The organism is Neobacillus drentensis (genome assembly GCF_036965425.1).
GTDB lineage: Bacteria > Bacillota > Bacilli > Bacillales > Cytobacillaceae > Neobacillus > Neobacillus drentensis_F.
The window spans coordinates 1-10,731 of sequence record NZ_JBALPP010000164.1; the positions used below are offsets into that span (position 1 = coordinate 1).

A 10,731-nucleotide genomic window follows, 5' to 3' on the forward strand; every position below is an offset into this window, starting at 1 on the left:
ATATCCAGTTTGCTTTAATTAATCAATTTTTTTCTTTATGAAGTTTAGCATTTCATTGAAAGCGGTTTGGGATGATTTTTCATTAAATTTTGTCGAGTATGGGTCACTAAATCCGTGTTGTCCAAAATATTTATATATCTCTATATTCTTTTTAGCTAAATTTGAAATTAACTCATCCACACAAAAGGATTGTTCCTCTTGAGGAAAGAATAAAATAGTAGGACATATTGGTTCTATTTGCATGAAATTCCTAATTCTCGAACCATAGTATCCCACAACCCCATCAAGGCACTCTTCCTCACTACACAGCCAAGCAACAGTTGCCCCAACACTAAAGCCAATAATAAATATTTTTTGGTATTTATTTTTAACATCTAATAATAAATTCTTTATTTTATGTACAGCATTAGAGAACCCTGCATTCTCCATAAAATTGAGATAAGCAATCTCCTCTTCAGAATAATCAAATGGTTGTTTTCGTTCTAATAAGTTCGGACAGATCACATCAAAGTCCTGTTTGGATAATACATCACAAAAATTCTTAATATGTTGATTAATGCCATAGATTTCGTGTATCACGATTATCAAATTTCCTGATTTATTCAGTATCCGAAGCATTTTTATCCCCCTTAAAAGTGATTCTACCATTATATAAACATATAGAAATTATATCATTTCTTATTGGACGATCCTGATCCGTTAGCACAACAAAAAAAGGGATTGCCGAAGCAATTCCCTCTTTAAATCTAGCATCCGTTAAGAAAAGTACATCCCTTCACAATTTTAAAAGAGGCTGCCAATATGACAGCTCCGTTCCATTCTTTAATTCTTCCATCTTAAGGTTGAATAAAAGCGGGCTTATATTTAATTTCTTAATCTCTTTTTCATCAGTTCTGCCATTTGCTTTGAATTTGGATTTCCTTCATTTCGTAATTTATTAATAATGTTATGATAATCCGTTTCATTTCGGTTCTGACTTAATTTATAGGCAGCCTGAATTTCCCCCACCTTAATCTTAAATCCAACTATCCCTTTCAGTTCACTTTCTAAGAGCTGAGGTGAAAGTTTATCCCATAAAACAGGATTTTCACGATTTTCTTCATATTTTTGCAGCATGATTGTTAATTCTTCGATTAATTCGTCTTTTTCTAAAATGATTGCTTTACCATATACATGTACGGCTTGATAATTCCAGGTTGGTACCTCTTCATGCCCATACCAAGAAGAAGAGATGTAAGAGTGCGGTCCCTGAAACATTACCAGCACATCTTCACAGGTTTCAAATGTTCTCCACTGAGGATTTCCATAAGCCATATGTCCAGTAAGATAGTAATCATCACCTTTCTGAATGAATCTCAAAGGCAAATGAGTGGCAATTGGTTTCCCTTTTACTGTTGTAACTATCGTGCCAAAAGAGTTTTTTTGAACAAAATCGCAAACTTCCTCAACATCTGTGACCTTAAAATATTTAGGAATATACATCTTAATCCACCTTTCAAAAAAATTTTCTTTTTATAAAAGATAAACCTTTTTCCCTTTCTCGGTTAGAATTTTCTTCATACTTAGCACGGATTATTGTTGCAAATACAACAATAATAGTATATGTTAAATTTAACCTAACTTTGTTGCATTTGCAATAAAAAATATAGTAAAGGGGTCGAATTAAGTGAAATATGTTATTTATGTAGTAGGAATTTTCATATTAACTCTTGGTATTTCATTCACAATACAATCTGACCTTGGAACTTCACCTTTTGATGCGCTTTTGGTAGGACTGTCCCAAAATGTGGGGCTTACGGTGGGGAGTTGGGAAATCATCTTAGCTTTTATATTGATCGGTTGTAATTCATTGTTAAAGAGACAAAGACCCGAAGTTTTGGGGTTGTTAACAGCCTTTATAACGGGTATCGGTATTGATATGTGGCTGTTTTTATTGACCAATTTGATAACACTTGAACTATGGTACAGCAAAGTTGTTTGTTTTGGAATCGGCTTAGTTGTTATAGGACTAGGAACGGCAACCTATTTGCACACAAACCTTACACCGATTCCAATTGACCGCTTAACATTAATCATACAAGAATTAACTAGAACCAATATATTTTTTGCAAGAACATTGATTTACCTTGTATTCTTGATCATGGCATGGATTTTAAATGGACCCATTGGCGTTGGAACTTTATTAACCGTTTGTTTTGGGGGGCTAATACTGAATTTCTTTATGCCTGTTATTAAAAAAGTATTAGAGCGCGTATTAACACACTCAAGTACATCATCTCATAATGATAAAGGTAAAAACCATTCAATATAGGATGGTTTTTGTTTTTCTAACCCGCTCCTTCACACCTCGAGTCATACAGAGACCTACTTTCGAAGCGTTAGAAGGGCTTCTTAAATGAGTACCAGAAAAGATGATTCCAGTGAAGTTGGCTTTATTCTCTAACTTTGTGAAGTATTGTAGTTAAATTAGCCTGCCCCGTAAGTTAAATAATAAAAAAGGACTGCCAATAACAGTCCTTTTTGCTGCCCAATTTAAAGTCTATTTTTTCACAAAGTTGCATTAGTAATTTTATAATTTTTATGATTGACTATGGTTGTAATTGGTTCGTCTTTTTCTTTATTGTATCCGTACTTAACAATAACAGAATTTTCTCTTACAACTGTAACAATTCCTTCATGGCTTTTCCCTTCACGCTTAAATATAATATTGTCCCCGATTTTAGCTGTTGCCATTTTATCACCTCGAACTTATTATTTTCAGCAGAGATAAAAAAATGCAGGAACAATTAATAAACCACCTGTAGTTATTGCGAAAAAAAGAAGGTTGCTTGAGGAACCCTTTGCTTAACGAAAGCACCCGATAGCTTATTAAGGAAGTGCTATTTAATCATCCATATTAAGCGTTATCATATATAGATTTGGAATATAAATTTCACAATCATCCGTAGTTTTGGAAGCTAAATATTCATCGGGAAATTCCAACCATTTAGATGCAATATTACTCAACATTGTTTTCACATTACATTCGGATGATTTATTAACTTCAAATAATGCCATATACATATCATCAATCTTCCAATATTCTTCTACTTTTAGACACAGACACACTAACATTATAATTTGCAGAAAACCTCTTAAAGTTATCTAAAGCTTGCTTCGAGAAATAATGTAAATTGCATATCATTCTCCAATGTTTTTCTAACTTAAAATAAGTAGAAATTAATCGTTTATGCTTTTATTATAATTGATTTTCTTGTTTAACTTATGCTGCTTAGCTACGTGAAAAAGAAAAAGCGATCCCTCGTTATTGAAGTATCGCAGCCGGATAATTTAAATGAAAACCTTCACAATATTTAAGCTAACAAAACGCCACTCAGAATCTCTTTCGAGCTGTTAAATTTGCTAGAATTAAAAAGGCAAACACAAACGTGCTCGCCTTTTTATAACAATGTAGAGTAAATATAATACTTCGGGATACTTAATGCTTATGTGACAGGTTGCATTCTTAATATTGAAGACTTTCTTAAAAGCAAAGAGTCTCTTAAATAATTCAACCTATGGTTTATGTTATCCAATAGGAATGCTGCCTTAATTAATAATGTAATTAAAGCTGAAAATAAGCAAATAAGTTTTTTCAAAGTATATCCTCCCACATTGAAGTTTAGTGTTAAAAAATAACACCAGTCTTATTATTCGTTTAAAAATAAAATTTAATGATTATTATTAATGATTTGAACCCGATCCTCCATTTGTGGTGGTTCTTCAAACCATCCGTGTTTAATCTTAATTTTAATTCCTTCATCCGCGTAGAAGTATATATCCTTTGCAATTAATGCAGTTTTTAAAGAAATGTCATTTCTTAAAGTAAAAAAAGTCCCAAAACTACTCCCTACCATACAAAACCCATTTAGAAGGAAAACACAATGCATCATGAGTTTTTCAGAAAATGGGGGAATGGTTGAAGTTGTTACCGTACTTCCCGAAGTAGTGGAAAACTGAACATTGCTCTCTAAAAGAATTTCTTGAAATGTTTTTATTTGTTTCTTACTAAGTTCTATTCCTTTTACGAAGTAATCTTTAACCTCTTTTGTCTTTGAGCATTGAGCAAATCCTGTAATAAGCTGCAATCCAATATTATTTGACTCTACTGCGTGATGAAGTATACCCAGTTCTAGGTCATTCAAAGCCCTCTTTGGATCAAAGAGGTTCAAACCACTCATATAACTTTTACTTTTAATAAACTCAGTTGACTTTGGCATGGTCGATTTTGGCGGAAGAGACAGAATCCCTTTTTCAAGTAAATATTGAGTAGCTAACATATAAATTCTTTGAGTGGTAGAAGTGAGTCCCTCATAAAGCCTCATCACTTGGTTGTTGTAAGCCATATTCATATTCATAGTGTACATTCCCATACTAACTTCTTTTAAAATACGAACAAACATAATATCAAATCCATTGTCATACAACTTAGGTGCTTCTAAGTTCACATCTTCTTTTGTAAATCCAACAGGCTTCACAATTCCTTGGTCTAGAAATATCTTTTCCATCTCTAAAACATAAGAATTAAGTGATTCCCACAAACCGCCCGTAATATTTTTAGCCCGTGGGTCATCTGCCTTTTCAAAAAAATATTCTAAGATCCTGAGAATCAATGTTTTTTCTTGATAAGTTAACCAAAGTGTTCCCACTTCTGATGCACTTAAAGGATTTGTTAGGGCCAATAGAATTAACCTCCAAGCTTTTTTTTTATTTTTCACGGCAATTTACTAATTATGTAAAAGATTAGTGAATTAATTCATGTAAAACGCTGCCTTGCATACCTAATAATGAGAGCACACCCTTGTAGTAGCATTATTACAGGCATTTGGATTTGAAATTGAACTTGGAATGCAACTATTACTAAACTGCCCCGTTCTTATTAATCATTAACTTTTGTCTAAACTTTAATAAATAAAAGTGCAACCAGCTATGGTCGCACTTTATGATCAGAATTGATTAATTTAAATTCTTTTTCAGACTTACCTGATTCAGGACAAAGTGAAAGTAAACCTGCATTAACCACATAAGTAAATGAATCTTCTGTTTTTATTTTTTTCTTATCATTAATAATCAATTCATCACGTTGTAAAGAGACTTTTATAAGATGGGTGTATATTCCATCGTTTTCACTTGGTCCAAGCTGCCTAATCCAAATGCGTATACCTTCTGGTTTAGGCCCTCCCCAACTTATGGAGTCTGCATGATATTTATTATGATAATAATCCACTAAGCTATGACGCATCCATACCTGCATTGTGTCATATATAAACATCTTTGTAGCCTGGTCCTTCACTTCTATTTCTTTTCCCACTGACATAATTTGAGGTTTTTCTGACTTCATGATGTTAGAAGCAGATGCATTTCCAGCAATAAGGAAAAATATCACAACTAACATTAACGTTACTTTCTTCATAGGATTCACCCCGTGTTTTTTATAAGAAATAGGGTTACCTAAATGATATTTTATTGCATTCGCCAATATAAGTTAAATATGCACCTGGGTGTTCTTTCTTCTTCAACTCCCCGTTAGTGCAATAAACCCCAAAATGAATAAATACCAAATAAAAAAATGATAAGACCTGATAATCGGTTAATCCAAATTAAGGTGTGTTTTTTTAAAGCTTCCTTGAAAAGCCCTACAACAAAACAGAGTATAAGCCACCAAATTCCTGAACCAAAAAATACACCCAAAACCAAAGTGACCACTGACCCTTCATTAGCTTGAGAGAGTCCCAATCCGGAAAAGATGCCAACAAAAGATAATATCGTCATAGGGTTTGTCAAAGTAAGGAGAAAAACTGAAGCATAATCCCCAAATAAATGCTGACCTTGGACTCGTGCAGGGTTTTCTGATGCTTTAGATATTGCTATTTTTATTCCTAAATAACAGAGGAATACTCCCCCTGCTAAATGAAACCAATACTTGTATCCTATAAAAAAATTTGTAATAAAGGTCAAACCAAGCCCTGCAATAAGTCCATAAACGGCATCTGCACATGCTGCCCCAACACCCGACACAATTCCATATATTCTCCCCTGACTTAATGTTCTTTTAATAACCAGGACACCAATAGGTCCTACAGGTGCAGCAATAGAAAAACCAATAACTAAACCTTTCAAAAACACAAGAATCTCCATAGGTGGGTATCCTTCCAAATAAAATATCTAAAATTTATTGTAGTGTATAATATGTTACGCTATCCTGCTATGAAGCACAAAAAAAAGTTGCCTTCAATTGCAGCTGGATCTTTAACATAAGCACCCATTCAATAAAAATTACTCATTTATGGTATTCAATCAACCAAAAATCCTGATATCCCCTTCACGGAGTTCATGATTCGGGAGGATCTTAACTTTTATTAAAATCCTCCAAATCCAACTTAAACTAATATGCTTCGTTTGTGGTACAAGAAAAAGGGCTGCCGAAGCAACCAATCTCGATAAGTCTTTATTTCGCAACATCATCCAGTTTCTTGTAATGAATTGTAGAGATTGGGCTTTTGTATTTCGCAAAAGCCCTGACACCTTTTAGATTTAGTCATATTTTGTATGGAATAGATGTAAAGGAGGTTATTAAATGGACGGTGTTGGAGCTGGTGGAGGTTTTGCATTAGTCGTTGTATTGTTCATCCTTCTTATTATTATAGGAGCGTCCTTTATGGGCGGAGGATTCGGCGGCTTTTATTAATTAAATAATAGTCATTAAAAGGAGGGGTCATTTATGTACGGATATGGAGGCTTTGGCGGCTGTGGCTGTGGTGGCTTCGGTTACGGTGGCGGCTTTGGTTATGGCGGAGGTTTTGCCTTAATCGTTGTCTTGTTCATTTTATTAATTATCATTGGAGCAACTATCTTTTATTAAGGCAAATATCGCATAAATAGTTGTTTTTCGTATAAATTTATTAACCCGTATAACTAAAAACGTCGTGGCATCTTTTCGTAAGCACTTTTGCGAAAATTGCCTTTAAACTTAGTAAATGAACCATATTAGGCTCCAAAAACAACATATTTTACGAAAAGAGCCTTAATTAAAAAGAAGCATCCAACCTCATTTTTTTCAAAATAAAAAAGCCCTTGTTTTTTAGGGCTTTTTTATCTGGCTTTCATGCACCGAAGGCAAAACACCTTTCCGAAATATGACATTGTACCTATTTTTTCAATAAACCCCTTACATAATTCAACAAAAAAGTGACCGCTGCAGCGATCATAAGGTAAAGTTCCAGCAGGAACATGGATATTAAACTCAAGCACATTGAAAAATGTTGACAAACTATTAGCTGGTTTAGTTTAAGTGAAAATATTCCAATTTTTTCCCTTAACAGAATCTAATCCCTTAATGTGTAGGGGCGTATCAAAATAGACGCCTTCTTATTCAAGAGAAGACCCCGATTCTCGAATAATCAACAAATCTTCTATTAGCTGATATCGAGGAATAAGAAAAGCACAGTTATTTGTTTGCCTATTTCACATAATTTCAGTTATCGGAAGTGAAAATTTGCTATTTGACGGTTTTTCTCATGAAGTTAATATCACCAATTTCTTTAGTGAATCCCCATTTTTCATAAAAAGATATTTTGTCAGATTTACAATACAATTCAAAGTGTTGCACAGATTGAAGTTTAGGGTGTATCGTTATTTGATCTAACAATATTCGTCCCAAACCTTTTCCTTGATACTCTTCATGGATAATAACATCGAATATTAAGGCTTTATAGACAAAATCTGAAAGAACACGTATAAAACCAATGAGTCTATTAGTTTTATTTTCACATATTCCAATAAGGATGTCTGTGTTTTCAAGCATTACCAACACGTCTTCAAACTTTCGGTTTTCTGTCCACCATTCTTGTTGGTATAATTCGTAGAGTTCTATGATTTGTTGTTCATCTAGTGTTGAGATGATATTGTAATTCATGTATGCTTCATTCCCTTCAAAACATATTTATATTTAAATATATAATTCACTTTTCAGGTGTACAAGTCCTTTTTTTGCGATGTTTTACTAGGTCAATTAATACGCTCTCTCAATTGTGATTGATGCTGCATATAAAAGTTGGGGTTCATGCAACCTCTTACTCCATTAAATGTCCAATTGTTGAATAAAGATTAATCTGTCCTCTTCCACTAAATTGCTACGCTAGTCGAATAAGGAAAAGGCTGCCGCAGCAACAGCAACCTTTATTTATTGAACTCAAGCCCCCGTTGAATCAGGGCTAGGATTGTTAATGCTATATCTTTAAAGTATCCTCTTTAATGATTATCACAACTGTTTGCTTTTTAATTTACAATTTCAAATAAACTTGCTAATAAGCAAAATATTCCTGCCAAGAAAAATCCAAGTGTAAGAATTGAATATTTTATAGATTAGTCCACCAAGGACCGCTGCTACTGCTTTATTATCAAAACGATCTGACAACCAACTAGAAAGGGTTTTTCCTACTAAATCAAAAACCCCCATAAATGAAAGGAGCGATGCGGCTGTCACCAAAGGCATACCGAAGCTGATACAATAAGATGCATAGGCTAAGAAAACAGTTTAAATATATTAATAGTTGGGCAAGATGTACCTTGCCCAATTTGCAATCAAGCTTGATTTTCTCTTTTCTGTTTATGTGTACCCCATAGGGTAAGAAGAATTCCAACAAAGGTGACTAGTGAAGCAACCCAAGGAACAGCAGAAAGTCCTCCGCCAATTCCGAGATCAATTACTAATCCCCCTATAAATGCACCCAGTGCATTTCCAAGGTTAAAGGCTGCAATGTTTAACGTAGATGCTAGAGTAGGTGCTTCTTTAGCAGTATTCAGCATATGCAACTGTAACCCAGGGACAGTACCAAATGCTGCAATACCAAAAATAAACACCATTATCAGAGTGAAAATTTTATATTGATCCGTAATGCTGAACACAGCTAGTATGATCGCCAACAAAACAAGGATTCCAAGAAGTGATGGCAGTAGTTTTCGGTCTGCTAATTTTCCTCCATAAATATTGCCAATTGTAATCCCAACACCAAATAATACAAGAATGTATGAGATGGATTTAGGTGCAAAGCCTGTAATTTCTACCAATATTGGTGAAATGTAAGTAAAGGCTGTGAATACTCCTCCGAACCCAAACACCGTCATTAAAAGTGCAATATGAACAGCAGGTTGTTTTAATACCCCAAGTTCCTGTTTCAAACTGGATTGGGCAGCTTCAACCCTTGGCACCAGTAAAAAGATTCCAAGTAAAGCGATAATACCGATCATCGTAATTGACCAGAATGTAGATCTCCATCCAAATGCTTGTCCTATATATGTTCCAAATGGTACGCCTAAAATGTTAGCTAATGTTAATCCTGTAAACATAATGGCAATTGCACCTGCACGTTTTTCTTTTGGGACTAGTTCTGCCGCTATAACTGACCCCACTCCGAAAAATGAGCCATGCGTCAAAGCGGCCAATATACGTGCGATCATAAGTATTGTGTAATTCGGTGCTAGAGCAGCTAACAAGTTTCCTGCAATAAAGAGAATCATTAGAAAAATTAAAAGCTCCTTACGTTTCATCTTATTTGTAGCTACTGTAATAATTGGAGCACCAATAGCAACCCCAAGAGCGTAACCTGTTACTAGCATTCCAGCCATTGAGATTGAGACATTTAGACTAGATGCCACCTCTGGAAGCAAACCCATGATAATAAATTCAGTTAAACCAATAGCAAATGCTCCTAGAGTGAGGGCATATAAAGCTGCCGTTGAGCCTTTTTGAGTGGCAATATTTGATGAATCTTGATTTATGTTAATTGAGCCCATATTGAACCCTCCTTATTAATATTTACAACCTTTCTTTACGAAAGTTGAATTACTGAAAGAAGGAGGCTGATATTTCCTCTATCAACCTCCATAATTCTTAACTTAATTTTTCAATTACTGCTTTGGTTACTGCTAAAGTGGATTGAGGATTTTGACCTGTAATCAAGTTACCATCTACTTCATGATGAGTCGACCAATTTGGAGCAGCGACGAAAACAGCCCCTAAATCACGGATTTTACTTTCCAATAAGAACGGTAGAAATTGTCCCAAACCTGTATCAGCTTCTTCTCTATCAGTAAAAGCATTGACACGTTTACCAGCAACAAGCGGCTGACCATTAGATAAAGTCGCACCAATCAATCCTGCTGGACCGTGACAAACAGCAGCAACAATCTTGTTCCCTTCATAGAAATCACGTAACAATTCATGAAGTTTTTGATTATCAGGAAGGTCAAACATAGTTCCATGACCACCTGGCAAGAAAATAGCATCGAAACGTTCATGGGATACATCGTCAAGTTTCAGGGTGTCTTGCAAATATTTTACTGTATCTAAAATCTCTAGTGGTGTATTTTCATCTATACTGCTAGGATCAACTGTACTTTTTCCTCCAAGAGGACTTGCCACTGTCACCTCGTAATCTTTCTTTGTGAATTCAATATATGCTTCAGCAAACTCCGATAACCAAATACCAGTCGGTTTGCCTTCTTTTATTTCTGTATAATTAGTAACGACCATTAAAATGTTTTTTGACACTATCATTACCTCCTAAATAAGATTTGTTTGTTACAAACGTTATTCTACTACCTGAAAATATATAAAACAAATTATGTTTTTATATATTAATGATAAAAATATTTATAGATAATAATTTAAGTTGTAACGAAAAACATCAT

Annotated in this window: 13 protein-coding genes and 1 pseudogene; 3 read left to right on the plus strand and 11 right to left on the minus strand. The window is 34.4% G+C overall.

What is annotated here, in order from left to right:
* Positions 1–18: 18 nt before the first annotated feature.
* Positions 19–618, minus strand: coding sequence for a dienelactone hydrolase family protein (locus V7161_RS28590; RefSeq protein WP_335716178.1), 600 nt, complete (start codon positions 616–618; stop codon positions 19–21).
* A gap of 246 nt (positions 619–864) precedes the next feature.
* Positions 865–1,482 carry an FMN-binding negative transcriptional regulator gene (locus tag V7161_RS28595; protein ID WP_335716179.1) on the minus strand — a complete coding sequence of 206 codons (618 nt, stop codon included), beginning with the start codon at positions 1,480–1,482 and terminating at the stop codon, positions 865–867.
* 184 nt (positions 1,483–1,666) lie between these two features.
* On the opposite strand from V7161_RS28595, the gene V7161_RS28600 reads away from it, so the two are divergent.
* A complete protein-coding gene (locus tag V7161_RS28600; protein WP_335716180.1) occupies positions 1,667–2,311 on the plus strand; it encodes a YczE/YyaS/YitT family protein in 645 nt (214 codons plus the stop codon).
* A gap of 236 nt (positions 2,312–2,547) precedes the next feature.
* Here the strand turns inward: V7161_RS28600 and V7161_RS28605 are convergent, their stop codons facing one another.
* From V7161_RS28605 to V7161_RS28625, 5 genes are all read right to left on the minus strand, one after another.
* Entirely contained in the window at positions 2,548–2,733 is a 186-nt protein-coding gene (locus V7161_RS28605; RefSeq protein WP_335716181.1) for a DUF2187 family protein, read from the minus strand.
* 977 nt (positions 2,734–3,710) lie between these two features.
* Positions 3,711–4,721, minus strand: a complete 1,011-nt coding sequence (locus tag V7161_RS28610) for a DUF3231 family protein (RefSeq protein ID WP_335716182.1) — start codon at positions 4,719–4,721, stop codon at positions 3,711–3,713.
* 245 nt (positions 4,722–4,966) lie between these two features.
* Entirely contained in the window at positions 4,967–5,452 is a 486-nt protein-coding gene (locus V7161_RS28615; RefSeq protein ID WP_335716183.1) for a hypothetical protein, read from the minus strand.
* A 113-nt stretch (positions 5,453–5,565) separates the two neighbouring features.
* Positions 5,566–6,177: a LysE family translocator gene (locus tag V7161_RS28620; protein WP_335716184.1), complete on the minus strand. Its 612-nt coding sequence runs from the start codon at positions 6,175–6,177 to the stop codon at positions 5,566–5,568.
* A gap of 159 nt (positions 6,178–6,336) precedes the next feature.
* Positions 6,337–6,552, minus strand: a complete 216-nt coding sequence (locus tag V7161_RS28625) for a hypothetical protein (RefSeq protein WP_335716185.1) — start codon at positions 6,550–6,552, stop codon at positions 6,337–6,339.
* A 64-nt stretch (positions 6,553–6,616) separates the two neighbouring features.
* Here V7161_RS28625 and V7161_RS28630 point away from each other — a divergent pair, with 64 nt between their 5' ends.
* Together V7161_RS28630 and V7161_RS28635 are read left to right on the plus strand one after the other, a co-directional pair.
* Positions 6,617–6,727, plus strand: a complete 111-nt coding sequence (locus V7161_RS28630) for a YjcZ family sporulation protein (protein ID WP_289983490.1) — start codon at positions 6,617–6,619, stop codon at positions 6,725–6,727.
* A 33-nt stretch (positions 6,728–6,760) separates the two neighbouring features.
* Complete coding sequence (locus V7161_RS28635) at positions 6,761–6,901, plus strand: YjcZ family sporulation protein (RefSeq protein ID WP_335716186.1); 141 nt, start codon at positions 6,761–6,763, stop codon at positions 6,899–6,901.
* 636 nt (positions 6,902–7,537) lie between these two features.
* Here V7161_RS28635 and V7161_RS28640 read toward each other — a convergent pair.
* From V7161_RS28640 to V7161_RS28655, 4 genes and pseudogenes are all read right to left on the minus strand, one after another.
* Positions 7,538–7,954, minus strand: a complete 417-nt coding sequence (locus V7161_RS28640) for a GNAT family N-acetyltransferase (protein ID WP_335716187.1) — start codon at positions 7,952–7,954, stop codon at positions 7,538–7,540.
* Between the two features lie 362 nt (positions 7,955–8,316).
* A pseudogene (locus tag V7161_RS28645) lies at positions 8,317–8,560 on the minus strand (MFS transporter); the annotation flags it as partial.
* Positions 8,561–8,622: 62 nt separating this feature from the next.
* Positions 8,623–9,834: an MFS transporter gene (locus V7161_RS28650; RefSeq protein WP_335716188.1), complete on the minus strand. Its 1,212-nt coding sequence runs from the start codon at positions 9,832–9,834 to the stop codon at positions 8,623–8,625.
* A 97-nt stretch (positions 9,835–9,931) separates the two neighbouring features.
* Positions 9,932–10,591 (minus strand): type 1 glutamine amidotransferase domain-containing protein, encoded by a 660-nt coding sequence (locus V7161_RS28655; protein WP_335716189.1) that lies wholly within the window; start codon positions 10,589–10,591, stop codon positions 9,932–9,934.
* Between the last annotated feature and the right edge of the window lie 140 nt (positions 10,592–10,731).

What these genes read in the sequence shown, in the direction of transcription:
- V7161_RS28590 (WP_335716178.1), bottom strand. Translation starts at nt 618, where the DNA reads ATGCTTCGGATACTGAATAAATCAGGAAATTTGATAATCGTGATACAC.
- V7161_RS28595 (WP_335716179.1), bottom strand. Translation starts at nt 1,482, where the DNA reads ATGTATATTCCTAAATATTTTAAGGTCACAGATGTTGAGGAAGTTTGC.
- V7161_RS28605 (WP_335716181.1), bottom strand. Translation starts at nt 2,733, where the DNA reads ATGGCAACAGCTAAAATCGGGGACAATATTATATTTAAGCGTGAAGGG.
- V7161_RS28615 (WP_335716183.1), bottom strand. Translation starts at nt 5,452, where the DNA reads ATGAAGAAAGTAACGTTAATGTTAGTTGTGATATTTTTCCTTATTGCT.
- V7161_RS28620 (WP_335716184.1), bottom strand. Translation starts at nt 6,177, where the DNA reads ATGGAGATTCTTGTGTTTTTGAAAGGTTTAGTTATTGGTTTTTCTATT.
- V7161_RS28630 (WP_289983490.1), top strand. Translation starts at nt 6,617, where the DNA reads ATGGACGGTGTTGGAGCTGGTGGAGGTTTTGCATTAGTCGTTGTATTG.
- V7161_RS28635 (WP_335716186.1), top strand. Translation starts at nt 6,761, where the DNA reads ATGTACGGATATGGAGGCTTTGGCGGCTGTGGCTGTGGTGGCTTCGGT.
- V7161_RS28640 (WP_335716187.1), bottom strand. Translation starts at nt 7,954, where the DNA reads ATGAATTACAATATCATCTCAACACTAGATGAACAACAAATCATAGAA.
- V7161_RS28650 (WP_335716188.1), bottom strand. Translation starts at nt 9,834, where the DNA reads ATGGGCTCAATTAACATAAATCAAGATTCATCAAATATTGCCACTCAA.